16 protein-coding genes are annotated in these 25,943 nt (G+C 66.2%); 8 read left to right on the forward strand and 8 right to left on the reverse strand.

What is annotated here, in order from left to right; all coding sequences use genetic code 11:
• Window positions 1–78 precede the first annotated feature (78 nt).
• The 6 genes from rimO to LV28_RS34430 all read left to right on the forward strand — a co-directional run bounded on the left by rimO (window position 79) and on the right by LV28_RS34430 (window position 7,635).
• Window positions 79–1,446 carry a 30S ribosomal protein S12 methylthiotransferase RimO gene (rimO, locus tag LV28_RS34405; RefSeq protein ID WP_023595673.1) on the forward strand — a complete coding sequence of 456 codons (1,368 nt, stop codon included), beginning with the start codon at window positions 79–81 and terminating at the stop codon, window positions 1,444–1,446.
• Entirely contained in the window at window positions 1,446–2,408 is a 963-nt protein-coding gene (locus LV28_RS34410) for a sugar kinase (protein WP_023595674.1), read from the forward strand. Before rimO ends, LV28_RS34410 begins: the two co-directional genes overlap by 1 nt.
• A gap of 69 nt (window positions 2,409–2,477) precedes the next feature.
• Window positions 2,478–3,659: a beta-ketothiolase BktB gene (gene bktB, locus LV28_RS34415; RefSeq protein ID WP_023874590.1), complete on the forward strand. Its 1,182-nt coding sequence runs from the start codon at window positions 2,478–2,480 to the stop codon at window positions 3,657–3,659.
• 53 nt (window positions 3,660–3,712) lie between these two features.
• Complete coding sequence (locus LV28_RS34420; RefSeq protein WP_038617791.1) at window positions 3,713–4,930, forward strand: cystathionine beta-lyase; 1,218 nt, start codon at window positions 3,713–3,715, stop codon at window positions 4,928–4,930.
• 319 nt (window positions 4,931–5,249) lie between these two features.
• Window positions 5,250–6,308 carry an OspG family effector kinase gene (locus tag LV28_RS34425; RefSeq protein WP_023595677.1) on the forward strand — a complete coding sequence of 353 codons (1,059 nt, stop codon included), beginning with the start codon at window positions 5,250–5,252 and terminating at the stop codon, window positions 6,306–6,308.
• A gap of 208 nt (window positions 6,309–6,516) precedes the next feature.
• Window positions 6,517–7,635: an OspG family effector kinase gene (locus LV28_RS34430; RefSeq protein WP_038617785.1), complete on the forward strand. Its 1,119-nt coding sequence runs from the start codon at window positions 6,517–6,519 to the stop codon at window positions 7,633–7,635.
• An 11-nt stretch (window positions 7,636–7,646) separates the two neighbouring features.
• Here the strand turns inward: LV28_RS34430 and serB are convergent, their stop codons facing one another.
• Window positions 7,647–8,513, reverse strand: a complete 867-nt coding sequence (gene serB / locus LV28_RS34435; protein WP_038621169.1) for a phosphoserine phosphatase SerB — start codon at window positions 8,511–8,513, stop codon at window positions 7,647–7,649.
• A gap of 194 nt (window positions 8,514–8,707) precedes the next feature.
• Here serB and LV28_RS34440 point away from each other — a divergent pair, with 194 nt between their 5' ends.
• Window positions 8,708–14,470, forward strand: coding sequence for a hypothetical protein (locus tag LV28_RS34440; RefSeq protein ID WP_038617782.1), 5,763 nt, complete (start codon window positions 8,708–8,710; stop codon window positions 14,468–14,470).
• A 12-nt stretch (window positions 14,471–14,482) separates the two neighbouring features.
• Here LV28_RS34440 and LV28_RS34445 read toward each other — a convergent pair whose 3' ends face one another.
• The 7 genes from LV28_RS34445 to mfd all read right to left on the reverse strand — a co-directional run bounded on the left by LV28_RS34445 (window position 14,483) and on the right by mfd (window position 25,072).
• On the reverse strand, window positions 14,483–15,517 hold the full coding sequence (locus LV28_RS34445; RefSeq protein WP_038617779.1) for a GlxA family transcriptional regulator: 1,035 nt from the start codon (window positions 15,515–15,517) through the stop codon (window positions 14,483–14,485).
• A 43-nt stretch (window positions 15,518–15,560) separates the two neighbouring features.
• A complete protein-coding gene (locus LV28_RS34450; protein WP_038617776.1) occupies window positions 15,561–16,118 on the reverse strand; it encodes a cysteine hydrolase family protein in 558 nt (185 codons plus the stop codon).
• 152 nt (window positions 16,119–16,270) lie between these two features.
• Window positions 16,271–17,296: an ornithine cyclodeaminase family protein gene (locus LV28_RS34455; protein WP_038621167.1), complete on the reverse strand. Its 1,026-nt coding sequence runs from the start codon at window positions 17,294–17,296 to the stop codon at window positions 16,271–16,273.
• A gap of 111 nt (window positions 17,297–17,407) precedes the next feature.
• Window positions 17,408–18,436, reverse strand: coding sequence for a threonine/serine dehydratase family protein (locus LV28_RS34460; protein WP_023595684.1), 1,029 nt, complete (start codon window positions 18,434–18,436; stop codon window positions 17,408–17,410).
• Between the two features lie 70 nt (window positions 18,437–18,506).
• Entirely contained in the window at window positions 18,507–19,793 is a 1,287-nt protein-coding gene (locus LV28_RS34465) for an MFS transporter (protein WP_023874581.1), read from the reverse strand.
• A 286-nt stretch (window positions 19,794–20,079) separates the two neighbouring features.
• Complete coding sequence (argE, locus tag LV28_RS34470; protein ID WP_025249045.1) at window positions 20,080–21,297, reverse strand: acetylornithine deacetylase; 1,218 nt, start codon at window positions 21,295–21,297, stop codon at window positions 20,080–20,082.
• A 310-nt stretch (window positions 21,298–21,607) separates the two neighbouring features.
• Entirely contained in the window at window positions 21,608–25,072 is a 3,465-nt protein-coding gene (mfd, locus tag LV28_RS34475; RefSeq protein ID WP_038617773.1) for a transcription-repair coupling factor, read from the reverse strand.
• Between the two features lie 108 nt (window positions 25,073–25,180).
• Here mfd and ispD point away from each other — a divergent pair, with 108 nt between their 5' ends.
• Window positions 25,181–25,903 (forward strand): 2-C-methyl-D-erythritol 4-phosphate cytidylyltransferase, encoded by a 723-nt coding sequence (ispD, locus tag LV28_RS34480; RefSeq protein ID WP_023595688.1) that lies wholly within the window; start codon window positions 25,181–25,183, stop codon window positions 25,901–25,903.
• The last annotated feature ends 40 nt before the right edge of the window (window positions 25,904–25,943 follow it).

A 25,943-nucleotide genomic window follows, 5' to 3' on the forward strand; every position in this document is an offset into this window, starting at 1 on the left:
ACGGACCGCGGGCGAACAAGGTAAAATACGCGGCTTCGCGCAATCGTTACCGTATTTACCTGATCAGGATTTCGCCCCATGTCCCGCCCATCGCCCGCCGGCACCCCCAAAGTCGGCTTCGTTTCGCTCGGCTGCCCCAAGGCCCTGGTCGACTCCGAGCAGATCCTGACGCAATTGCGCGCCGAAGGTTACGACATCGCCGGTACCTATGACGGTGCCGACCTCGTTGTGGTCAACACCTGCGGTTTCATCGACGACGCCGTCCAGGAAAGCCTCGATGCGATCGGCGAAGCACTCGCCGAAAACGGCAAGGTCATCGTGACCGGTTGCCTGGGCGCCAAGAAAGACGCCGCCGGTCAGGACATCGTGAGCGCGGTGCACCCGAAAGTGCTCGCCGTGACCGGTCCGCACGCCGTGGGCGAAGTCATGAGCGCGGTGCACACACACCTGCCCAAGCCGCACGATCCGTTCACCGATCTCGTGCCGCCCGCGGGCATCAAGCTCACGCCGCGTCATTACGCGTATCTGAAGATTTCCGAAGGCTGCAACCATCGCTGCACGTTCTGCATCATTCCTTCGATGCGCGGCGATCTCGACTCGCGCCCGGTCGCGGAGGTGATGCTCGAGGCCGAAAACCTGTTCAAGGCGGGAGTCAAGGAGTTGCTGGTGATCTCGCAGGACACCAGCGCCTACGGCGTCGATGTGAAGTACCGTACCGGGTTCTGGGCCGGGCGTCCGCTCAAGACTCGCATGACCGAACTGGTTACGGCGCTGGGAGAGTTGGCCAGGCAGTACGGCGCGTGGGTGCGTCTGCACTACGTCTATCCGTACCCGCACGTCGACGAGATCATCCCGCTGATGGCCGAAGGCCATATCCTGCCGTATCTCGACGTGCCGCTTCAACACGCGCATCCCGACGTGCTCAAGCGCATGAAGCGCCCGGCCTCGGGCGAGAAAAATCTCGAGCGCATCCAGGCGTGGCGCAAGATGTGTCCGGACCTCACGATCCGCAGCACGTTCATCGCCGGGTTCCCGGGCGAAACGGAAGCCGAATTCGAATACCTGCTGGACTTCCTGCGCGAAGCCGAACTCGATCGCGTGGGTTGCTTCGCCTACTCGCCGGTCGAGGGCGCGAAGGCGAACGAGCTGGCGGGCGCCCTGCCCGACGAAGTGCGCGAGGAGCGCCGCGCGCGCTTCATGGAGGTGGCCGAGGAGATTTCGGCGCAACGCCAGCAGCGCAAGGTCGGCACGACCCTCCAGGTAATCGTCGACGAAATCAATCAGGATGGCGGCGTGGCCCGCTCCGCGGCGGACGCCCCGGAAATCGACGGCCTCGTGTACATCGAACCCACCGCGAAGGCCGCGAAGCGCCTGAAGGTCGGCGAATTCGTGAACGTGACTGTGACCGGCGCCGACGGTCACGACCTGTGGGGCGAGGTCGTCTGATGGCGCGCGTGGAACCGCAACCGGCGGCGCCCGTTCCCCAGGTGCTGGCCATGGGCGAAGCGATGGTCGAGTTCAATCAGTCGCCGAACGACGCCCGCCAGTATCTGCAGGGCTTCGGCGGCGATACGTCGAACTTCGTCATTGCGGCGCGCCGTCAGGGGGTGACGACCGGCTTCGTGAGCGCCGTGGGCGACGATCTCTTCGGCCGCATGTTGCTCGACCTGTGGCGCGACGAAGCGGTCGATACTCGCTACGTGACGGTGGACCCGCAGGCGCCAACCGGCGTCTACTTCGTGTCCCACGACGAAAACGGCCATCACTTCGACTACCTGCGCGCCGGGTCGGCCGCGAGCCGCTATCGTGCGCAGCAGTTGCCGTCCGATGCGCTCGCCGGCGCATCGTTTCTGCACCTGTCCGGGATCAGCCTCGCGATCAGCGTGAACGCCTGCGACGCCGCGTTCGACGCCATGTCGAGCGTCCGAAAGGCGGGCGGCAAGGTGTCGTTCGATACGAACCTGCGCCTGAAGCTTTGGCCGCTGGCACGCGCTCGCGCCACGATGCGCGAAGCGTTCGGGCTGACCGACGTCTGCCTGCCGAGCTGGGACGACGTGACCGCCGTGACCGGCCTCGACGACCGCGACGCCATCCTGGACGAAATTCTTTCCCACGGCGTGAAGGTTGTGGCGTTGAAGCTGGGTCGGGAAGGGTGCTACGTTGCCACGCCGCACGAACGGCGCATCGTCGCACCGTATCCCGTGCAGGCGGTCGACGCCACCGGTGCCGGCGACTGTTTCGGCGGTGCGTTCGTGGCGCGGCTGGCCCTCGGCGACGATCCGTTCGCGGCGGCGCGCTATGCCAACGTTTGCGCCGCGTTGTCCACGACCGGCTATGGCGCCGTGGCCCCGGTGCCGCGCACGGACGCCGTGCTGGCCATACTGGCCACTGAAGCTTCCCTCCAGTGACCCTTACATCGCGGGAACCCGCGACGGCGCTATACTCGTTGCCAACTGATATCCACCCGGAGAAGAGACATGCAACGAGAAGTCGTGATCGTCAGCGGAGTTCGTACCGCGATCGGTGATTTTGGTGGCAGCCTGAAGGATTTCGCGCCGACGCAGCTCGGTGCGATCGTCGCCCGCGAAGCCATGGCGCGCGCGCAAGTCAGCGGCGAAGACGTCGGACACGTGGTGTTCGGCAACGTCATTCATACCGAACCCAAGGACATGTATCTGGCGCGCGTCGCCTCGATCGAGGCTGGCGTGAGCCAGCACGCGCCGGCCATGACGGTGAACCGCCTGTGCGGCTCGGGGCTACAGGCCGTGGTCTCGGCCGCGCAGTCGATCCTGCTCGGCGACGCGGAAGTGGCAATGGCGGGTGGCGCGGAGAGCATGAGCCGTGCCCCGTACGTGATGCCGGGCGCGCGCTGGGGTACCCGAATGGGCGAATCGCGCCTGGTCGACATGATGCTCGGCGCGCTGCACGATCCGTTCGCCAACATCCACATGGGCGTGACGGCGGAGAACATCGCGAAGCAGTGGGGCATCACGCGCGAGGATCAGGATCGTCTCGCCGTCGAGTCGCACCAGCGCGCCGCGCGCGCGATGGCCGAGGGGTACTTCAGGGATCAGATCGTTCCCATCTCGATCAAGACGAAGAAGGGCGAGATCGCGTTCACGACCGACGAGCACGTGCGGGCCGACGTACGTCTGGAAGACATGGCGAAGTTGCGTCCCGTGTTCGAGAAGGACGGCACCGTGACGGCGGGGAATGCGTCGGGCCTGAACGATGCCGCGGCCGCGCTGATCCTGATGGAGCGCGCCGAAGCGCAGCGCCGCGGCGCGAAGCCGCTGGCGCGTCTGGTGAGCTATGCGCACGCAGGCGTGGACCCCAATTACATGGGCATCGGTCCCGTGCCGGCCTCGCGCAAGGCGCTCGAGCGTGCCGGACTCCAGGTCGGCGACATCGACGTGGTGGAGGCGAACGAAGCCTTTGCCGCCCAGGCCTGCGCGGTCACGCGCGATCTCGGCTTCGATCCGGCCAGGGTCAATCCGAACGGCTCGGGCATTTCGCTTGGCCATCCGATCGGCGCGACGGGGGCACTGATTACCGTCAAGGCGCTGCATGAACTGCAGCGCATCGGTGGCCGGTACGCGCTGGTGACGATGTGCATCGGCGGCGGCCAGGGCATTGCGGCCGTGTTCGAGCGCGTGTAAGTTACACCCGGGGGCCGGCGTCGTTGCCGGCCCGAGTCTTTTCCGGAGCCGTGATGACGCAAGACAACCGCAAGCCCCTCGATACGCCGGAAGCCAACGGCTGGCACTGGCAGACCAACATCCTGCACGCCGACACGCAACTCCCGGCGGGCTTCTCCGCGATGCCGGTGCCGGTGGCGCGCGCCTCCACGGTGGTTTTTTCCGATCTGGCGGCGATGCGCTCGCTCGACTGGAAGAACGACAGCCAGTGGCGCTACGGTTTGCATGCCACACCGACCTCGATGGAGCTCATGCGTCGTCTGGCGGCGCTCGAGGGTGGCAAGCACTGCCTGCTGTTCCCGTCGGGGCTCGCGGCCATCTCCAATGTGTACTTCGGGCTGCTCAGGCACGGCGATGACGTGTTGATTCCGGACAACGCCTATGGCCCGAACCGCGAGCACGGTGACTGGCTGGCCGAATCGTTCGGCATCACGGTACGGTATTACGACCCGATGGTCGGCGACGGCATCGGCGCGCTGATTCGACCCGAGACGAAGCTCATCTGGCTCGAGGCGCCGGGCTCGGTGACGATGGAAGTGCAGGACGTGCCCGCGATCGCGCGCGTCGCCCGCGCGCGTGGCGTTGTCACCGCCATCGACAATACGTACTCCGCAGGATTGGCGTTCCGGCCGTTCGATCATGGCGTGGACATCTCGGTACAGGCGTTGACGAAATACCAGTCGGGCGGCAGCGACGTGCTGATGGGCGCCGTGGTGACCGTCGACGACGATCTGCATCACCGTCTCAAACAGGCGCGCATGCGCATGGGCGTGGGCGTGTCGGCCGACGATTGCAGTCTGGTGCTGCGCAGCCTGCCGAGCATGCGCTTGCGCTTCGAGGCGCACGATCGCGCCGCCATGACGCTGGCCACGTGGCTGAATTCGCGTCACGAGATCGCGGCGATGCTGCACCCGGCGTTCGAGGACTGCCCGGGACATGCGTGTTTCCGGCGCGATTTCACCGGCGCGGGCGGCCTGTTCTCGGTAGTATTCGACGAGCGCTATTCTCAGGCGCAGATCGACGCGTTCATCGAGGGGTTGCGGCTGTTCAAGATCGGATTCAGCTGGGGCGGTGCGCACAGCCTGGTCGTGCCGTATCGCGTGTCGTCCATGCGTACGGCAACGCCATGGGTGCACAAGGGCTCGCTCGTGCGTTTCTATGTGGGGCTGGAGGATGTGCGCGATTTGCAGGCCGACATCGAAGCCAGCCTGAAGGCGCACCTGGGCGCCTGAGCGGTTGCCGCGACGACCGGCGAGCGAATCTCGCAAGCCGTCGTGGCGCGGACGATGGAAGCTGGCGGCTCCTCCGTTCCGAATCGCAGCGATAGGATGACGCCCGCGGTCGCGGGCGCGCCGCATCGCTGCCGCCGCCATGTTCTCCATCGTCCTGACGCCTGTCGTTTTTCCCTCGCCGCCCTCCACGGCTCGTCCGGGCGCGCAAGCCGGCATCCGATTACCGGAGCACGATCCGGCCCGGGCCTCGACCCATGCGCTTCACGCCGACTCCCCCAACCCGTATGCGACGCTGAACGTCGTCCACGATTCGCGGCCGTTGGACGCTTTCATCGGTTATCCCGTCGAGCAACAGTGCGTCATTCCCGGCGAGCGCTCGCGCGTCTTTCGCGAGATCGGCAACACCGGATACGCGATCAAGGTCTACGACGACACGCATACCGCAGCCCGACCCGAGCGAGGGCTGGCCCGCGCAAACCACGAGGTGGCGTGCTTCAACGCGCTGTACGGTCCCGGCGGCGCGGAGGTATTCGTCACGTGTGACGCCCGGCTTTGTGTGCGCATGCGTCTGCTCGCGGGCATGCCGGTGCGTGGCATGCTTCCGTCGGCGCTCGGCTCGAAGGCGCAGGTCAACGAGTCGCTTTACGCGCTCAGGCGGCAATTGATCGAGAGCGGCGTCATTCATCACGGTCTTCACGCCGAGAACCTGCTTTATCACGAAGGGGCCTTTCTGCCCATTGGCTTCCGGGAAGCGTATGTCACCCCGGTAAAGTCCCACTCGCTGTTCGCCGTCAACGATTGCCAACTGGATTACACGCGACATCAGCTCTTTGCCTTGATCGACAGCCGTTCGCCGGAGATTGCGGAAACGACCGCCACGCGAGCCGATCTGTTGGGCGAAGACGTCGCGCAGGCGCTTCATCCGCGCTGCGGCTACGTGAGCCCGGATCCTCGGGATGCGTCCCAGGTATACAAGCTGCTGTTCCGCTTTCATTTGCCTGACTTCTGGGCCGGCGCGCCGGAAGGGCCTGCCAAGCTCGGGCGGGCGATACGCGAGAAGCGAATGTTCGAGGCGTACTACGGCGAAGGGTCCGCACGGCTGGTGCGTACCAGAGACGGGGATATCTTTCTGCACATGCAGCGCATGACGGGCAAGCCGTTGACGGCCGGGACAGTCGATGCCGATAAGCTCTACGATTTGCTCTTCGCCATGAACGAACGCTTGTTGGCGCGGGGCATCCTTCATGCGGGGTGTTTTGCAAACTCCGGCGTGCTGTTCGATGCCGCGACCGATCGACTCAATCCGCTGAGCTTTGGCGACGCGTGGCCGAGCCCAGATGTGCCGGAAGCGCGGGCGGACGCCCGGCACAGCGGCTGAGCGCCGCACGCGCGTGCACCCGAACCGGCCACGTTCCTGCAAGCTCGGGCCGTGCTGCCGCGACGATTTCTTCATCCGGTTCATGTCACCCATGCCATCGACGTCTCTCATGCCGCCTCCCACCGAAGTTCGCGTCGTATCGCCATCCGCGATATCGCCCCAGACCTTTGCGCCAATCCCGTCGCATTCGAGCGGTGAGTGTTCCGCGATGATTCGCGACCCCCGCACGCGCGACGATCTTCTGGGGGCACCGGGCGAGCGCAGGCCAATCGGTGGCGGCGACGGCGGAGCGGTATTCGAGGATCTTCGCGATCCCGAGTTCGTCATCAAGATTTTTCACGGCCCGCGCGCGAGCGGCATTGATGGCGTCGATGGCATCGATTTCATCCGGGCGGCCGTCGAGCATGAGGCGGAAATGTTCAACCGGTTCTACGGCGCGTGCAGTGCCGAGGCATTTTTCACGCGCGACGATTACCTCTGTCTGCGAATGCGCCGGGTGCCGGGCAAGCCCATGAACAAGGTCTGGCCATCGGAGTACGGCGAGTCGAAGCGAGAGATCCTGGAGGCGCTCGACACCATGCAGGCGCAACTGGTGGAGGTGGGCGTGACGCATGGCGATCTTCACAGCGCCAACGTGCATTTCGACGCGCAGGCCCGTCGCTTCTGGCCGGTCGACCTGGGCGCCGCGTCGGCATTTGCCTTGTCGCGGATGGGGCCGGACGCGCCAACGCCTGGCCCGCTGGCATCGGACGATTCGCACATTATGTCGCTGCAGGCGCGGGTGTCTGCGCTGATGGACAGCCATGTGCCGGAAGTGGACGAAGTGCATGCGCCACTTTTCGAACTCGTGCACTGGCAGTCCTGCGTCCGGATGGCGGCGCGGTGCGGCGAGGTTTTTGCCGATCCTGCGGATGCGGCGTACGTCTACAAGCTGCTGTTCTCCTTCAGCTTCACGGATTTTGCACCGGGCGTCGACACGGGGCCGCGGGAACTGCAACGTGCCGTCAACGAGTTGCGCCACTTCGAGCGGTACTACGGGAGCGGGGCGGCAAGACTCATACGTACGAGCAACGGCTGCTATTTACTTCGCATGCAGCGGGTGCCGGGCGTGCCGGTCAGCGGACTGTCGGCGATGCCGGACGACTATCCGGCCGCGTGGGCCGCCATGATGCGCAGGTTGGGTGCCGCGGGCATGGCGCATCCGGATCTGCGACCGGATCATCTGATCTACGACGCGACGACGCAGTTGCTCAACCCGGTGAGTTTCGCGTCGTGCCGTCTCGCGGCGACGCCGGGATCGTCCGGCGGGCGCGAGCACGAAGCGTGACGACGGGGGGCTCAGTCGTTGCGGAACAGCGACAGCAGGCCGTCGAGTCCCACGTAGTCGAAGGCGACGGACGCTTTTTCCCGCACCACCGGCTTTGCGCGAAACGCCACGGACAACCCGGCGAGGGCCATCATTTGCAGGTCGTTCGAGCCGTCGCCCATGACGATGGCCTGCTCGGGCGCGGCGCCGAACCGGGCCGTCACTTCGGCGACGGTGCGGGCCTTGACTTCCGCATTGACGATCTCGCCGAGCACCCGCCCGGTGAGCTTGCCATCGACGATCTCCAGCGTGTTCGCACGGGTGACGTCCAGGTTCAGGCGAGTCTTCAGCCGTTCCGTGAAAAACGTGAAGCCGCCCGAGACGAGCAGCGTGCGAATGCCGAGCGCCTGCACGCCACGCAGCATGGATTCAGCGCCGGGCGAGAGCCGCAGGCGCTCGTCGTACACCTTCTCGAGCGCGGAGGCGTCGAGCCCCTTGAGCAACGCCACGCGACGCGTGAGGCTTTCGTTGAAGTCCTTGATCTCCCCACGCATCGCGGCTTCGGTAATCGCCGAGACCTCGGCCTTCAGCCCGCAGTAGTCGGCGATTTCGTCGACACACTCGATCGTGATCAGCGTCGAGTCCATGTCCATTGCCACCACCTTGAAGTCCGTCAGACGGCGCGCGCTGTCCACGAGTACGGCGTCGACCTGATGCTGCTGCGCGAAGCCTGCCGCCGCCGCGCGCAATGCCGGCGTGTCGGCAACGTCGGCGATGCGTGCCGCATTACCGGCGAAGGTCACCGGTGCGCCGGGCACCAGCGCGTGAATGGCGGATTGCAGCGCGTCTGAAGTCGGTGGGGAGGCAGGGGTGCCCAGAATGACGAGATCGTGGTTCATCGTGGAATCGGAAGTCTTGCGAATACGTGCGACCGCCATTCTACCCGGGTTGCGCGTCGAGCCGTCGGCGGGGTGTACGTCGGGAAGCCCGTCCGGTGGCCGATGAGCGAATCGTGGCAGTGGTGCCTGCCCGCGGACTCGAAGATGGCAGCGGGATGCCGTCGGAACGGCGAACACCGGTTCAAGGAGGCCGCATGCGGATCAACGGCGGGGGGTACGCCCCGTGGCGCCTTCACGGCGCCGAGACGCCGGGGGAGGCGGCGGCGCGCACACGCGCGCAATGGTGCGAGCAAACCCAGGATCTCGCGCCGGTGAGCACGATGGACTGGCGCGTGCAGGTCGTGTATCGATTCGCCGTTTCCCCGGAACGCTGGGGGCCGGTCGCCGCGCAACTGATGCGGGGCCTGCTCGGCGGGCAGGACGTCCTGCGCGACGCAGGCAACGCGGCGCACTGGACGCTCGGCGAGACGTCGCTGTACGCGCTGCTGTCTGAACACCCCGGGGCGCTCCCCGCGCGCGCGGGCGCGACATGTGGATTGACGTTGTGTCAGGACGGCTGCCGGTTTGGCGTGTGGCATGATGGCCGACCCGACTGGGGAGTACCGGACCTGCCGTTCGGCGGACTTTGCCATGCGATTCTTGCCGCCTTGCAAGGGGGCTGCATCGACGACATCACGAGCGCCGACGCGCAATGGCTCGGTGAACGGTTGCCCGCGTTCGTGAGGCGGCATCCCGCGCTGGCGACGCGGGCATGGGAGCACGTCATGGCCGGCATGATCGACGCCGATGGCGTGGCGGCGCCCAATGGGCCCGGCCCGGTGCGTGCGTTGGCGCAAAGCGCTGCGTTGCTGGGTGCGGCAGGCATCGCCGGTTATGTCCTGTCCGATTTGGCGATGTGGGGGATTGTGGTCAGCACGTCGCTGGAAGCCGCTGCCATGGCGCGTGCGATAGTGGCATTGCCACGGGGGGGCGACGTGCATGCGCGAGCGCGATACGCAGCGGCACTGGCACTCGCCTTGCCGATGCTGACGTGCGCGGAAATCGGCGCGCTCGTCGTCAGGTTCATGGGCGTGCATGCACAGCTGGATTTTTTTCATCTGACGAGTGCGATTCGACGCCGACTCGAGAGCCGGAGCCCGGGACAGACGCCGGGCGAAGTGATCGCAGGGCTCAATGCGCGTGACTTTGTCCGTGCGGCTGCCCACAACGCCGGTCGAGCATTTCGCCTGCAACCGTGCACGGCCGCACAGGCGCTCGATGCGCTGCTCGCGCTGATGCATCAACACGGCGCATTCGCGCTGTCGGGCGGCGTCGAGCATGTGGCGGCGGCCCATCGGCAGTTGCAGCTGCGGCGGTGGGCACATACCTGCGATCAGTGGGACGCCGACGATCGCGCGCGGGCCAACGCCGTCAGGCAACTGACTGCCGCCCCCTATCCGACACACGCGCCGCACGTGCCGACGACGCGATCCGCCGCCGCGCCATTGCCACCGCCGTCCGCACCGCCGCCCGTGAATTCCGGCGACGTTGCGCAGCCGCTGCTGGGTGGGGCGGCGCGGCTGGTCGGCGCGGGCGCGTCGCTGGCGACGCTGTGTGGACACTGGCCGACGCGAAAGCGTCAGGTCGTTGCGGGGGGGGCGTTGCTACCGGTCGCCGCACTCGCGGGCGTCGTGGCATACCGCAAGGTGTTCGGCGAGACGCCCATGGGCCCGTCGGGCGAAGCGTTGCTCGGCGGCGACGATCCGGGGCATGCCTCACCCGCGGGGGACGCACAGCGCGCGGATCCGTCGGATGGATCGGACCTGGCGGATCGATCGGAGCCGCGGTTCGACGCACGTGACGTACTGTCGCTCGATCAGGTGCTGACCTTGTACGAGAGTGGCGAGGCCGTCCGGGATGCGCTGCGCGATCTCACGTTTTATGAGCGTCAGACGGTGACGTATACGAGAGCCTTGATGGAGCGCGTGCTCGGCGATCGCACCACGCTGGGTTACGCACGAGACGAGGCCCTGCCTTGGGACGCCATCGTCGAGGTGCGTTATCGCGAGCAGGGATTTCACTTTCAGGGGCACGGTGCCAACGCCCAGCTCGTGACGCCCGAAACGTTTTCTCTGGCGCAGATCGCGCTGGGCCACCACTTTCGCAAGGAGTATCTCAAACTTGGCGGGTCGCGCGAGGTGACGTCGGTTTCCTCCCGCGATACCCGCGCCGAGCGCTTGCTCGCCGCCGTCGACAACGACGCCTTTCGGCAGGCGCTGCATGATAGCGACGTGGCGGCCGTGCAGACGCTGGAGCGTTCCCGAGAGGTGGCGTCGGCCCATGCACAACTCGCGCGAGCGGTGTTCGTCAGCACGCTGTACCGCGCGATTGCCGAGCGCGCCATCGGCTGCGGCGCGGACCGGTTCCTGCTCGAACAGGACGATCAGGCGATGGCGGCGCGAACACAGTTGATCACGTTCCGGCATCACGTGATCGCGGATCTTGCGGCTTACGTGGTCCGCGAGGGAGAGTTGGCCGTACTGATCTCCATCAAGCGGGGTGACTACTTCGTGTGGCGCCCGTCCACGGAAGACACGCAGGCGTTCAAGTCATTCATGCGCGACCACATGTCCATGGTCGATGCGTCGAAGCTCGACAGTCCAATCTTCTGGGAGCAACGAAAGTTTCGCATCGCCGCGGCGTCGGCCGGCGACACGGTGCCTGCGCGCGCGGCGCAGCACGGTGCAAATGTGACGCCCGCGCGAGCGTCGACGATCGATGCGCTGTACGAGGCCCTGCTGCCGTATCCCGACTTCCGGTTCATCGTGCCCGAGCACCTCGACGACCTGATGTGGTCGGCGAGGGTGCGCCACATTCGGCTCAATATCGACGTGCACATCGTGACCGAGTCATGGCGCAAACTTCGCCATTGGGACCAGGTGCGGTTATCTGCGTTCGACGGACTCAAGGTCATGGCCATCGCCATTTGCGGCGTGCTGGTTCGCAGCTTCGGCTGGAAGGCCGAGTTGGTCTACGGTGCAAGTGCGGCGAGCATGATGGGGGCTGGTTACGGCGTGCTCTCGCAACGTTCGGCCGGTGCGGACCTCACGGAGCTGCGCAGCATTCACCGTCAGATGCTGTTCGCCAACGCCATGCGGATGTTCTTCCGGCGTCCCGACAACCAGTCCTTGTCCGACGCCGTCAACGTCTTGCTCACGCATCTGAGCGATGTGCCACCCGTCTATGCGCTGGTCGATCGCATCCTCGACCCGAGCGTGGTCCCAGACGGGGCGCGCGAGGAGTTGACCCATCTGGCGACTGCGCTCACGCAGTTCTCCAGGCATTCCGGCGTGCCGGACACCCCGTGGCGCGTGTTGAGCCGATTCCGCACGGATTTGCGCATCGGTGGCGACGGTGCACAGCGCCCGCCGCTACGAGAGGGGCAGGACAACGTGCATGATTTCCTCGGTCCGGCATGCATGCCGGTCGAGTCGGAGGCGCAACTCATGCGCGTGCCCGCCGGCTACCTGATCGCCTTCGCTGACACACGGGGGCGCATGCTGTTCGCGGGGGTCACGTGCGGCGCGGGACGCATCGCCGGCGCGTGTACCGACGACAGCATTGCCACACTGCCGAACGGCGGATTCGGCATGGTCGGCGGCGCGGCGCATGACAGTGCGTTGAAGTTCACGGGCAACGGTTGCGTCGAAAGCGACGGCCGCGCTTTTCAAGTGTTTATCGAGCCGCTCAAGGATCTGATCCCCGTGATCCTCATCGGCACGCCGACGCGCGCCGCCGCGATCGATTCCACGCGCGCGGGCGCGTCGTCCGTCCGCCCGCCACCGTCCAAGCCCGCACCGCCGGCACCCACGACCCGGCGGCCCACGCCCGACTTCAACGAACCCACCTACGAGACACTCCGGCAGCGAGCCTTTGCACGATGGGCATACTTTGTCGATCGATGGAAAGCGGGGTATGTGTTCGGTACGCAGCCCTGTAGCGGCGAACCGGTCATAACGCCGCCCGCCGCGAGCCCTGCCGACGAGGCGCCGGAGTTGGACATCCGACAGCGCATCGAAGCACCATGGAGTGACGCGCGTTTTCGGACATCGCTCGTTCGCACGCTTGCCCGCATCGAAGCGGGCCTGCTGTTCTGGTACCTCCCGAGGGTCCCGCAGGTCCACCAGACATTGATTCGCGAACGGCTCGCGGGGGCAACCGAGCTGTCGATCGTGGAGGTCTCGGGGTGCCGGATAGCCGGCGTTGTGGCATTGCGAGGCGCCTTCGACCATTTGCTCGTGTCGCTCGTCACGGGTGAAGCGCTCCTGCTCGGCACGCGCCTGGACGTGCCTGGGAACCCCGCGCTACAGGCGTTTCTCGCGCCCCACGTCACGCGTTTCGATGCCGAACGGCTGAAAAACGTGCTGAGCGATACCGCGCAAGGAAGCGCGCCCGCCTCGGCGCTGCGCATGACATTCGCCCGGCGCGGTCACGAAGACGTGGCGGGCGGCCTGCGGCAATGGTTGCTCTCGGAGGTGGGCTTGGCGGGCGAACTGACGGGGCTGCCCAGGCGCCCGGCGAGCGACATGCTTTACCCGATCGCCTACGCGGCACGTGACTTGCCGCCGCGTCAGGGCGAACGGCTTCTCGCGGACGTCCGCCGGGCCTGCGCGACGGCGGCCCACCCGCTCCCGCGTCCCGGCACGTGTCATTACGACACGCTTGCACAGTCCGGATACTGCATGGGATTGCCGTTCGCGCATTTCCTCGGCGAATCCATCGAGGATTTCGTGATGGGAACCTCGACGCCACTGTCGGCGCAACACGACAGTCAGTGGCTCGTCGACTTCGCCGGCGACTACATCGCACGCGTGTGGGCGTGTTATGTCCCTCACATCGCGCATCGCGACGCGGCACACCTGGTGCGCTCGGGGCTCGGCAACCACGCGTTCGGGGCCGCGTTGCTCGACGCGGCCGCCTACGAAGGCAGCGGGCATTTCGGGCCCGTGCTGCCATCGATCTGGCGGGGGATCCCGACCGGAGGACGAGTGTGTGAACGTCGCGACCTTCGCTTGTCCTCCGGCGTCGAGATCATGAGCCTGGACGCCTTGCGCAATGTGCCGTCGGGGTATCGGGTCTTCGTGGTGGAGGCCGACGAGCATCGGATCCTGGAACCGGTCCACATCATGAGTCTGGGCGATGGCCTCGCGGCGATGCATCACATCGACGACGACGGTGCGGTGCAGTCCACGGCATACTATTGCGTCGATCTGGCGCGCGGCAACGCACCGATACGGTTCAGGGATGGGCGATGGTGGCTCAATGGCGCCATACCGGTTCGCTTGTGGGCGGAGCGCGGCACGCCGGGCATCTTTGCAGAGATTCCCGCGCCGCCCGCGAGCGACGCGACCCTGGACACCGCGGACATCCTTCGCGCCTTGCTCAACGACAAGCAGATCGGAGCGGCGATTCAGCAGAACGTGGCGATGGGGCATTGGGCGTTGACGGGTGCCGAGCGGCACGTGCTCGGGAAGATCGAGGGGATTCTGACGCAGTTCGGCGTGACGTCGATCCGCTATCGCATCGTGCTGGCGTGGTCGCGTCCCACGCAGCTCAGACCGTCGATGTCGTTCGCTGTGATCGGGCGCACGTCTCGCCCGCAGGGTGACACCGATGGCGACCGGAATCTCGTGGTCGACCTGTTTGCGTCACGGGTGCTGGGCGCACAAGAGGGCGTCTCGACGGCCGGCAATGTGTTGGGCGAGCACGCGTGGGCGCAGATGTATGTGGCCAGGGCCGGCAATCAATGCATCAAGTACCGCACGGCGATTCACGCCGATCTCGCGGTCGACCTTGCGCTGGAGTACCAGAGCGAGCCGGGTGTGTCGCCCTACGACGAGCGAGGCGACGGCACGCTCCTGCACGCCCCCGACTGGGCGCACTTTCCGCAACCTGGATGGCATCCCGACGATCGATAGTGCTGCGGCATGTCATGTGGCGCGAGCTTCGCGACGCACCCGGCTCGGGGGCGTCGGACTGAATTTCTGCCAGACGCGCCGCAAATGACGACTCGAACCGAAGCCCGCGCGCTCGGCAATGTGCTCGAGGTCCAGTTGGCTGTTGCCGAGCAGCTCACGCACCAGTGCGATGCGCAGCCGGTGGACATAGTCGATGGGGGCGGTGTCCGCGTGCTCGCGAAACAGCCGCGTGACCTGACGCTCGCTCACGCACGCAATTTCCGCCATGCCGGCCAGGGTCCAGTCACGCGCGGGGTCGGCGGCAATCGCGTCCTGCACGCGATGCAGCGCCGGATGCAGGTGGTTGCGCCCTTCGAGCCATGGGGAGAGCTGCGGATCGGCGCCCGCGCGACGCGCATACACGACCATCTGTCGTGCCACCGCAGCCGCGCACAACGGGTCAGTCGTCTCTGCGATGAGGGTGAGCATCAGATCGAGCCCGGTGGTCACGCCGGCGCTCGTCCATACGTTGCCGTCGTGCACATAGAGACGGTTGTCGGCTACGCGAGCACCTGGCGCGAGCATGCGCAGCGCGTCGCAACTGGCATGGTGAGTCGTGCATGCGCGCCCGTCGAGCAAACCCGCACGGGCGGCGAGCAGTGCGCCGGTGCAGATGCAGGCGAGTTGATGCGTCGGCCGCACGACGCCGCGCAGCCAGTCGACGACCCGGGCTTCGATCGCCTCCCCGGTCTCGATGTGCTGCGTCGGGTCGGCGGGGTCCGCAGTCGTGGCGCAAGCCTCCGGCAGGACCGTCGGCAACGGTTTGGACACCGTTCCCGTGACGACGAGCCACGTCCCGTCGGGCAGCGTCTCGGGAAGCGTTTCCAGCGGCGAGACGCACAGACCGATGGACGTGGTGGCCGAGCGCTGCGCGCCAACGTAGCGCAGCGAGAATCGAACCGCGTCCTGCTGGTGATTGGCAATGCGCAGCGCTTCGGCCGGCGCGGCGATATCGAGCAACAACGCGTTGGGCGTGACCAGAACGTAGACGGGTTGTTCGCGCGGCATTGTGGGTAATCCCGTTGAGGACGGATTCGGACAGACCTCGAAGTTACACCGCGGCGAGCGCTTCCTCAACCGTGACGATACGTGCAAAGCGATTCACCAGCACCGTTTCCGTGCGCTCCTTCAACTCGGCGACGGACAGTTCGCGGCCGGTGCCCGGGTGCGTCATCGGGAAGGTGAGGGTGGCCTCGGTCACGAAATCGACGGCGTAGCCGGCGTCCGAGGCGGCACGCGTGGTCGTCTCGCAGCATTGTTCCGTACGAATGCCCGACACGATCAGCCGCGTGATGCCGTGCTCCACCAGCCAGGCGCCGAGTGTCGAGCCGGCGAGGGCACTGTGCTTGACCTTGTCGAGCGTGAAGTCCGGTGCGATGCGCAGTTCCTTGAGCGTGCGCACAAAGCCCGAGTCCCGGGCGAACGGGCCTGAGCTGACGTGAAACACCTGGACGACGGGCACGCCGCGCGCGACGGCACCGTCGATGAGCGCTTGCTGGCGCTCGAAGTACTGGGCGAGATCGTCTTCGCGCCAGAACGGGCGCTGGCGAAAGGATTCCTGGGCGTCGATGACGAGCAGGGCGGTCCGGGACGATGGGGTTTGCGACATGGCGTGGCTCCGGTGGGGTGGCAATGACCCCATGTTAAGGCGGGGTCGTGGCGCACGACAGCCCCTGGAGAGACCGGAACCGGACGGATTCCGACATCGAATTCAGACCTCGCAATGCCGAATCCCGGTCGACACCTCGCGCAGTACCGGCGTCAGATCGATGCGTGCGTACCCGCGCCTTCCGCCTGTGCCCGCCGGTACAACGCGGCCGCCAGGGCGACGTCCTGCGCCCCCATACCGAGCGATTTGAACAACGTGACAGCCGTCGCGCCGGAGCGTCCGGCGTGCTGGCCGATGACGAGTTCGCCGAGTTCGGCGAGCAGGTCTTCCGGACCGATGCGGCCCTCGGCGGCGGCGGCCAGGTAATCGCCGGACTCGTTGACGGTCGATTCGCGGCGATCGACGAACAATTCAGCGCGCGCCATGAGTTCGGTATGGGCTTCGCGATGGCGTGGCGTACTGCTGCCGACCAGATTGACGTGCGCCCCGGGGGCGATCCACTCGGCCTGAAGGATTGGCTCGGTCGTGTTGGTGACCGTGACGACGATATCGGCGTCGCGTACCGCGGCCTCGACAGTGGACACCGCCTCGAGGCCGAACGCGTAGTTCGGCTGCTCACGATCGACGAAGGCCTGGGCCGACGCCAGCGAGCGGCTGGCCACGCGCACGTGGGTCAACCCTCGCCCGGCGGCTAGCGCGGCGAGGTGCCAGTGCGCCTGATGGCCCGCGCCGATCAGCGCGAGCCGGCAAGCGTCGGGGCGAGCGAGCAGTCGCGTGGCGAGCCCGGTGACGGCCGCCGTTCGAATGCCGGTGATCTGCGCCGCGTTCATCACGGCAAGCAGTTCGCCCGTCTCGCCGCTCATCAACAGCACGCAGCCCTGATGAGGGTCCTTGCCGAGGCGGCTGTTCTCGGGAAAGAACGTGCCGACCTTCGCGCCGTAGACAGGTGTGCCACAGGCTTCGGCGCCGAGGAAGGCAGGCATCATGCCCAGCATGCCCTTGGCGCCGAGCGCCTCGGGCGGGCGGATGATCTGGCGTAGCGGCAGGTGGATCCGGTCGCGCGCGAGCGCTGCGAACATGTCGGACATGACCGGAATGGCGTCGGCCACAGGCATGAGTGCGGCGATTTGCGCGGCGTCGAGTAGCAGAACGGCCGGGGAGGGGGAGGTGGCGGGCATGCGGGGGTCCTTGTGCGCGGTCGGGGTGAACGAGCGTTCACGGGTGGCCAAACGAAGACGCGACCGTCGGGTCGCGTCTCAGGTGTCATGCAGGGCTTGGAGCGCCGTGTCTCAACCGTTGGCCTGCGCCGCGAGTGCGGCTTCGATGTGGCGGTTGAATGTGGTGGTGTCGGTGTTCGTGCCGCAAAGCAGCACCCCGACGCGTTTGCCCATGAGCGTATCGCGCAGCGGCCCCATGAGCGCGGCCGTCGCCGCGGCGCAGGCCGGTTCCACGGCGAGCTTCAGCTGGCGGAACAACGTCAGCATGCCGGCGCGCATCTCGTCGTCGGTGACGGTGACCAGTTCGTCGATGTGACGGCGGCACAACGTGTAGCTGTACAGCTCCGTATGCGGCGCCATGAGACTGTCCGCGATGCCGGTCATCGGCCCCATCTTCACCGGGCCGTTGGCGGCGAAGCTCTGTGCCATGGCGTCGGCGCCGGCCGGCTCCACGCCGTACACCTTCACGTGCGGGGCGAACAGCTTGAAGGCGGTTGCGACGCCGGAGATCAGTCCGCCGCCGCCGATCGGCACGATCACGGCGTCCAGATCCGGCGCCTGCTGTGCCCACTCGTAGCCTAGCGTGGCCGTGCCGAGTACCGTGCGGTAGCCGTTGAACGGATGCACGAAGTAGCGGCCTTCCTCCTGTTCGACGCGTTTGACGATGTCGAATGCCTCGTGCACGTTTTCCGCGAGGATCAGGTCGGCGCCGTATTCGCGGCACAGCGCGGAGCGTGCCGGGCTGGCAGTCTTGAGCATGACCGTCTTGGCGCCCACGCCCATCGCCTGCGCGGCGTAGGCCACGGCCACGGCGTGGTTGCCCGCGGACACGCACGTCACGCCGGCCTTGCGTTGCGCGTCGTCGAGCGCGAGCAGGTTCGAGAATGCGCCGCGGGCCTTGAACGTGCCCGATGCCTGCAGCAGCTCGTACTTGAAGGTCACACGCGTGTCGCCGAGCGTCGGGAAGTCGTTTCGGGTGAACACCGGCGTGGTGCGCACGTAAGGCTTGAGCCGCTCGTGCAGGGCGGCGATGGCGTCCTTCGTCGGCACCGGTTGGCCGTCAATGGTTTCGGCGTGCAGTTCGGGGAGCGATTGTGTCACTTGAATTCTGTCTCCTAAGTCATGGGGCCCGGGCGATGGGGACACCGCCCGGGGCCGCCTGCATTGGGCATCAGCGCATGCCGAGCGAGCGGCTGCGTAGCAACGCGGCAATGCTGATCACGGCCGCGAAAATCAGGTAGAAGCTGGGGGCGAGCTTGTTGCCCGTGGCACCGATCAACCACGTGATGATAAACGGTGCGAAGCCGCCGAACACGGTCGCGGCGATGTTGTACCCGAGCGAGAGACCGGTGGTGCGCACCTGCACCGGGAACAGCTCGGTGAGCAAGGCGGGTAGGGCGCCGAAGTAGGTCGTCATGAGCAGGCCGAGCACGATCTGGAACACCATCAGCGAGCCGAACGTCGGGTGCGCATCGAGATAGTGGAACATCGGGTAGACGAGGATGAGCAGCGCCACGGCGGCGCTGAGCATGGGCTTGATGCGCCCGTGCGTGTCCGACCAGTGGCCGACGATCGGGGCGACGATCAACTGCACCACCCCGGTGAGCAGCACCGCCGAGAACGCCGCCGACGACGGCAGGCCGAGTTGCTTGACGGCATACGTCGGCATGTAAAGCACCAGATAGGTCGCCACCGTGGCCATCACGACCACGCCGATGGCGAGCATCAGGCGTTCCTTCTGGCTGGCGAAGGTGTCGCGCAGCGGGCTCTGCGTCGGCTCGATGTCGAGGAACTCGGGCGTCTCGTCCAGGCGGCGGCGAATGTAGTACGCGACCGGTCCGATCAGCAAACCGAAGAAGAACGGCACGCGCCAGCCCCAGGAGGCCATCGCCTCGGCCGACAGATTGCCGGTCAGCAGCGCGCCGAAACCGGCGGCAAGCAGCGTGGTGAGGCCTTGCGACGCCACCTGCCAGCTCGAGAAGAAGCCGCGGCGCTGCGGCGCGTGCTCGGCCAGGAACGCCGTCGCGCTGCCGAATTCGCCACCCGCCGAGAAGCCCTGCACCATGCGCGCGATGACGATGCCCACCGGCGCGAGCACGCCGATCGACGCATACGTCGGCATGACCGCGATGAGCAGGGTGCCCACCATCATCAGCAGAATCGAGAGTGTTAGGGCGGCCTTGCGTCCCGCCCGGTCGGCGTACGCGCCGATCACGATGGCGCCCAGCGGCCGCATGAAAAACGACACACCGAACGTGCCGAGGGTGAGCAGCAGCGAAATCGTATCGTTGCCGGTCGGGAAGAACAGCTTCGCGATGGTGACGGCAAAGAAGCCGTACACCACCAGGTCGAACCATTCGAGCGCGTTACCGATCGAGGCCGATACGATCACACGCCATGCGTGCGGGGAAGTGCGGGCGGACGAGGCCGTCGCGTTGGGGGCTGCGCTTGCGCTCATGGGCGAGATCTCCAATACCTGTGTGGCGTAGGTGCTTGTTATGTGATTGTTCTGCTGCGACGGGATGTCCTGTGCGCCTTTGCGTGAGGCGTCTTGTACTGTCTGGTGCCTGATACGAGCTGCGTGATACGTAATACGTGATGCGTGATGCCTGTCTCGTGAAGCGGTGCCGCCATGGGAACGGGCCGCATCCCGCAAGCGGAATACGGCCCGGCTGGACGTACGCGACGTCGGGCCTGCGGGTGCTGCCGGTCGGTGCATTGCACACGCTCGGCCGCACGTGGTGTCAGGCGCCGACGGTATTGCTGCGAATCAGCTTATGCAGGAACGATTCGCACTGGGCGATCTGTTCAAGCGAGACGAATTCGTTGGGTTTGTGCGCCTGTTCGATGTTGCCGGGGCCGCACACGATCGACGGCACGCCCGCCCGTTGGAACTGACCGGCTTCAGTGCCGTAGGCGACCTTGCGCTTGTCGGCGTCCTTGGTGAGTGCGCGCACGAGTTGCGTGATGGCGTCCTGCTCGGACGCATCGAGCGCGGGCGCGGCGGCGATCTTCTTGAACTCGATGCCCGCGTTCGGGTGCTCCTTCTGCATCTTCGGCACGAGTTCGTCCATCGCGTATTGCTGGATGCGCTGGAAAATGCCTTCCGCGTCGACACCCGGCAGGTTGCGGTACTCGAAGACGAATTCGCACAGCGCCGGGATCGTGTTCAGGGCGATGCCGCCCGAGATCGTGCCCGTCTGTGCCGTGGTGAACGGCACGTCGAACAGTTCGTCGAACGGACCGTTCTGCTTGAAGTGGTCGGCCAGATCACGGATGTAGCAGATCAGACGCGCGGCGTACTCGATGGCGTTCGAACCCTTCGGAGTGAGCGACGAGTGGGCAGCGTGGCCCCGCACGCAGCACTGATAGGCATTGATGCCCTTGTGCGCGACGATCACGCGCATGCTCGTCGGCTCGCCGACGATGCAGCCGTCCGGACGAATGCCGCGCTCACGCAATTCGGCGAGCATGACCGGTGCGCCCACGCAGCCGATTTCCTCGTCGTACGAAAACGCGAAGTGGAACGGTGTCTTGAGCTTGGCATCGCGCATTTCGGGCAGCAGCGTCATGACCGAGCCGATGAAGCCCTTCATGTCGCAGGTGCCGCGGCCATACAGGTTACCGTCGCGCACGACCGGCTTGAACGGATCGGTGTCCCACGGCTGGCCGTCGACGGGCACCACGTCGGTGTGGCCCGAGAGCACAATGCCGCCCTGGGTATTGCCATCGGCCGCAGGCAGCGTGACGAACAGATTGGCCTTGCGCTGGGTGGCGTCGTACGACAGCCACGGCTCGACGCCTGCCTGCTGGAGGCTGTCGCGTACCGTCTCGATCAGGCCGAGGTTCGATTCGCGGCTGGTGGTGTCGATACTGACCAGCTTCTTGATCCAGTCGAGCGATGCCGGTTCGGTCTCGGGGGTAGCCTGAGCCGCAACGGCTTGGGGGGAAGCGCTTGTCATTCGAATCTCCGTGAATCTTCCAGTCCTTCGTGCAACACGCGTAATGCGTATCGATACTGGGAAATCTTACTCAAAAATAATTTAGAGGTAAAAGGTTGTGCGAACAACCATTCTTGCCTCGCGGGAATTGGCGCGTCCGCACGGACGTCGTGCGGGCGCGCCTGAAAGGAAAGACGATGAAATTGCTGCAATGCACACCATTTTGCGGCGTGAAGCGACACGGCGGTGCGCACGCGGCGTGTTGACGCCGTGGCGTTGGTGCGTCGGCGATTTTCCTCGTCGGCGCGCCTGGCCGGAGGCGTCGCGCGGATCAGGCCGCTCTCGCGCTGGGTGATCCGAGCGCACGCAACGTCTCCTTGATGGCACGCACGCGATCGGTCAGTTGCGCGTGCTTGACCTCGATGCGCAGCTTGTCCTGGCCAGCGAGCTTGATGTGGCGATGCTTCTGCACCAGCTCGATGATGCGCATCGGATCGACGGCGGGCGTGGGCTCGAATTGCAGCGCGATGGCTTCCTCGCTCGCATCGATCTTGAGGATGCCGAGCGGTTTGGCCAGCAGCCGAAGGCGGTGCGTCTCGATGAGCGCCTGGGCCTGCTGCGGCAGCTTGCCGAAGCGGTCGACGAGCTCTTCCTGGATGGTGTCGATGGCGTCGGGCTGCGTACCGTTGGCCAGCCGCTTGTAGAGCGAAAGGCGCTCCTGCACGTCGCCGCAGAAGTCGCTCGGTAGAATGGCCGGCACGTGCAGGTTGATCTCGGTGGTGGCGGCCAGCGGCGCGGTGAGGTCGGGTTCGCGTCCTGCCTTCAACGCGCTCACGGCGTCGGCCAGCATGTCCGTGTAGAGTTGGAAGCCGATCTCGTGAATCTCGCCGGACTGCTTGTCGCCGAGCACTTCGCCCGCGCCGCGAATTTCCAGGTCGTGCATGGCGAGGTAGAAGCCCGCACCCAGCTCTTCCATTTGCTGAATCGCTTCGAGACGTCGCTGGGCCTGCTTCGTGAGCGACTTCGGATCGTGCACGAGCAGATAGGCGTAGGCCTGGTGATGCGAGCGTCCGACACGTCCGCGAAGCTGGTGCAGCTGCGCGAGGCCGAATTTGTCGGCGCGATGCATCAGGATCGTGTTGGCGGTCGGCACGTCGATGCCGGTCTCGATGATGGTCGTGCACAGCAGCACGTTGGCGCGTTGCGTCACGAAGTCGCGCATGACGCGCTCGAGATCGCGCTCGTGCATCTGGCCATGCGCGACGACGATGCGCGCTTCCGGCACGAGGGCTTCGAGCTGCGCCTTGCGATTTTCGATCGTCTCCACCTCGTTGTGCAGGAAGTACACCTGCCCGCCGCGTTTGAGCTCGCGCAGCATGGCTTCGCGAATGACGCCATCTTCCTCTCGTCGGACGAACGTCTTGATCGCGAGCCGCTTCTGCGGCGCCGTGGCGATGACGGAGAAGTCGCGCAGTCCCTCGAGCGCCATGCCCAGCGTGCGCGGGATCGGCGTGGCGGTGAGGGTGAGCATGTCGACCTCGGCGCGCAGCGCCTTGAGCGCTTCCTTCTGGCGCACGCCGAACCGGTGTTCCTCATCGATGATGACCAGCCCCAGTCGCTGGAACTGAATGTCGTTCGAGAGCAGCTTGTGCGTGCCGATCACGATATCGACCTGGCCTTCGTTGATCGCCTTTACGCTGGCGTTGACTTCCTTTGTCGTCTTGAAGCGCGAGAGTTCCGCGATGCGCACGGGCCAGTCGGCAAAGCGGTCGGAGAACGTCTGCGCATGCTGCTCGGCAAGCAGCGTGGTCGGCGCGAGCAGGGCGACCTGCTTGCCGTCGAGCACGGCGATGAATGCCGCGCGCAAGGCCACCTCGGTCTTGCCGAAGCCCACGTCGCCGCACACCAGGCGATCCATTGGGCGGCCGCTCGTCATGTCGCTCATCACGGCAGCGATGGCCGCGGCCTGGTCCGGCGTTTCCTCGAAGCCGAAACTGTCGGCGAATTTCTCGTAGTCGCGCGGCGAGAGCTGGAAGGCGTAGCCCGAGCGCGCCGCGCGACGGGCATACAGGTTGAGCAGTTCTGCCGCGGTGTCGCGAATCTGCTGTGCCGCCTTGCGCTTTGCCTTTTCCCACTGCCCCGAGCCGAGCGAGTGCAACGGTGCCGTGTCCGGATCGGCGCCGCTGTAGCGCGATATCAGATGCAGCTGCGAGACGGGCACGTACAGCTTGCTGTCGCCCGAATACTCGAGATGCAGGAACTCGGTCTCTCCTTCGCCGAGGTCCATGCTCACGAGGCCCTGGTAGCGCCCGATGCCATGCTGGCTATGCACCACCGGGTCGCCGACCTTGAGTTCGGCCAGATCGCGCACCATGGAGTCGACGGACGTCGCCTGTTCCTGACGGCGCTTGCCGGCGCGGCGCGCGAGACCTTCGTAAAGCTCGTTCTCGGTGATGAACGCGAGGTCCTCGGTCGGCAACAGGAAGCCGGCGGCGAGCGGGGCGACGCCGATGGCGAAGCGGGCGTCCGACGTCAGGAAATCTTCGAGCGATTCGACCGAAACGGGACGCAGATCGTGGTCGTGCAGCAGTTGCAGCAGCGTCTCCCGGCGTCCGGCCGAGTCGGCGCACAGCAGCACGCGCGCAGGCGTGCGAGCGAGGTAGGCGCGCAGCGCGGCGAGCGGGTCGTCGGCGCGCCGGTTGATCGCCAGCGGCGGCAGCGCCGTGGCCCAGGTGCCGTCGCCCGGTGTGGGCAGGGTCAGGCGTGCGAAGGGCTTGGCGAGCGTGAAGAAGTCCTGATCGAGCAGGAACAGTTGCTCGGGCGGCAGTACCGGCCGCTCGCGATCGTGCGACAGGAAGTTGTAGCGCTGGCGCGTGTCGTTCCAGAAGCGGGTAATCGCCGCGTCGAGGTCGCCCACGAACACGAGCTGCGCGTCGGCCGGCAGATAGTGAAAGAGGGTGGCCGTTTCTTCGAAGAACAGCGGCAGGTAGTACTCGATGCCCGCGGAAGGCACGCCGCTGCCGATGTCCTTGTAGATCGGACTGCGGCTCGGATCGCCCTCGAACACCTCGCGCCAGCGACCCCGAAACGCGGTGCGCGTCGGCTCGTCGAACGGAAACTCGCGCCCGGGAAGCAAGCGGACTTCCTTGACGGGATACAGGCTGCGCTGCGTGTCGGGATCGAAGGCGCGAATGCTGTCGACGGTGTCGTCGAACAGGTCGAGACGGTAGGGGAGTGCGGAGCCCATCGGGAAGAGGTCGATCAGGCCACCGCGCACGCAGTATTCGCCCGGGCGCATCACCTGACTCACGTGCTCGTATCCCGCGAGCGTGAGTTGCGACTTCAGCCGCGCTTCGTCGAGTCGCTCGCCCTGCATGAAGAAGAACGTATAGGCCGCCATGAAGCTCGCCGGGGCCATGCGATAGAGCGCCGTAGTCGCCGGCACGAGCACGATGTCGCAACGCTTTTCCCCGAGATCGTGCAGCGTGGCGAGGCGCTCGGAAACCAGATCCTGGTGCGGCGAGAACGTGTCGTACGGCAGCGTCTCCCAATCGGGCAGCAGACGTACGCGCAGTTCGGGCGCGCACCATTTGAGTTCCTGCTGCAGACGCAGGGCGTCGGTGGCCTGAGCGCAGACCACCGCCAGCAGCGGCAGGCGTTCGCGGTTGTCCTCGAAATAGCGGGCGATGAGCAGGGCATCGCTCGAGGCGTGCGATCCGGCGAAGGCGTAACGCTGTCCCGCTTTCACGAGCGGCACGGGCGCGGTAGTACGGGCTGGGGCGTTGGCGGATGACATAGGAAAACGTTGCAGAAATGGCAAAGCACGGGGCTCCATTCGCATGGGGCCCCGTGACAGTCAGCGACTATTATAAAATCCCTGCTTTACCCTTACCTGCGTTTTATCGTGAGCGACCGACTTTTTGCCGTCATCCCGTGCGCCGGGGCCGGCGTGCGCGCCGGGGCCGACGTGCCCAAGCAATACCGAAGCGTTGGCGGACGGGCGATGCTTCACTATGCGCTCGCTGCGTTCGACGCCTGTTCCGAGTTCGCTCAGACGGTGCTGGTGCTCGCGCCTGACGACAATCACTTCGACGGGCGGCGCTTCGGTCCGCTGCGTTTCGCCGTGCGTCGCTGCGGAGGGCCGTCGCGGCACGCGTCGGTGCTCGGCGGTCTGCAGGCGCTCACCGAGTTCGGGGCGCAGGACAGCGACTGGGTGCTCGTGCACGATGCCGCGCGCCCGGGCATCACGCCCGCACTGATCCGCGCGCTGGTCGAGGCGCTTCGCGACGATCCCGTCGGTGGCATTCTCGCGCTGCCGGTCGCCGATACGCTCAAGCGCGAAGCGGCGTCGGGAGCGAAGGGCGAGCTGGCGGCCGTGGGGGCGACCGAGTCGCGCGATGGCCTCTGGCAGGCGCAAACGCCGCAAATGTTCCGTTTGGGCATGCTGCGCCACGCTCTCGAAGACGCGCTCGCCGCCGGCGCGGAAGTGACCGACGAAGCCAGCGCCATCGAGCGCATGGGCCACGCACCGAAGCTGGTTCGCGGCAGCCTGCGCAACTTCAAGGTGACGTACCCCGAGGATTTTGCATTGGCCGAGGCGTTTCTCGGCGCGGTCCGGTCGGCCTGAGCGCCTCCGATTCGACGCATCGATTTTTCGCATTTGGCGA

It is taken from the genome of Pandoraea pnomenusa, assembly GCF_000767615.3.
GTDB lineage: Bacteria > Pseudomonadota > Gammaproteobacteria > Burkholderiales > Burkholderiaceae > Pandoraea > Pandoraea pnomenusa.

Excerpts from the sequence above, each read along its gene's own strand:
- mfd (WP_038617773.1), bottom strand. The coding sequence starts at position 25,072 with ATGTCATCCGCCAACGCCCCAGCCCGTACTACCGCGCCCGTGCCGCTC.
- rimO (WP_023595673.1), top strand. The coding sequence starts at position 79 with ATGTCCCGCCCATCGCCCGCCGGCACCCCCAAAGTCGGCTTCGTTTCG.
- LV28_RS34430 (WP_038617785.1), top strand. The coding sequence starts at position 6,517 with ATGATTCGCGACCCCCGCACGCGCGACGATCTTCTGGGGGCACCGGGC.
- argE (WP_025249045.1), bottom strand. The coding sequence starts at position 21,297 with ATGACAAGCGCTTCCCCCCAAGCCGTTGCGGCTCAGGCTACCCCCGAG.
- bktB (WP_023874590.1), top strand. The coding sequence starts at position 2,478 with ATGCAACGAGAAGTCGTGATCGTCAGCGGAGTTCGTACCGCGATCGGT.
- LV28_RS34420 (WP_038617791.1), top strand. The coding sequence starts at position 3,713 with ATGACGCAAGACAACCGCAAGCCCCTCGATACGCCGGAAGCCAACGGC.
- serB (WP_038621169.1), bottom strand. The coding sequence starts at position 8,513 with ATGAACCACGATCTCGTCATTCTGGGCACCCCTGCCTCCCCACCGACT.
- LV28_RS34455 (WP_038621167.1), bottom strand. The coding sequence starts at position 17,296 with ATGCCCGCCACCTCCCCCTCCCCGGCCGTTCTGCTACTCGACGCCGCG.
- LV28_RS34440 (WP_038617782.1), top strand. The coding sequence starts at position 8,708 with ATGCGGATCAACGGCGGGGGGTACGCCCCGTGGCGCCTTCACGGCGCC.
- LV28_RS34450 (WP_038617776.1), bottom strand. The coding sequence starts at position 16,118 with ATGTCGCAAACCCCATCGTCCCGGACCGCCCTGCTCGTCATCGACGCC.
- LV28_RS34445 (WP_038617779.1), bottom strand. The coding sequence starts at position 15,517 with ATGCCGCGCGAACAACCCGTCTACGTTCTGGTCACGCCCAACGCGTTG.
- LV28_RS34410 (WP_023595674.1), top strand. The coding sequence starts at position 1,446 with ATGGCGCGCGTGGAACCGCAACCGGCGGCGCCCGTTCCCCAGGTGCTG.
- LV28_RS34465 (WP_023874581.1), bottom strand. The coding sequence starts at position 19,793 with ATGAGCGCAAGCGCAGCCCCCAACGCGACGGCCTCGTCCGCCCGCACT.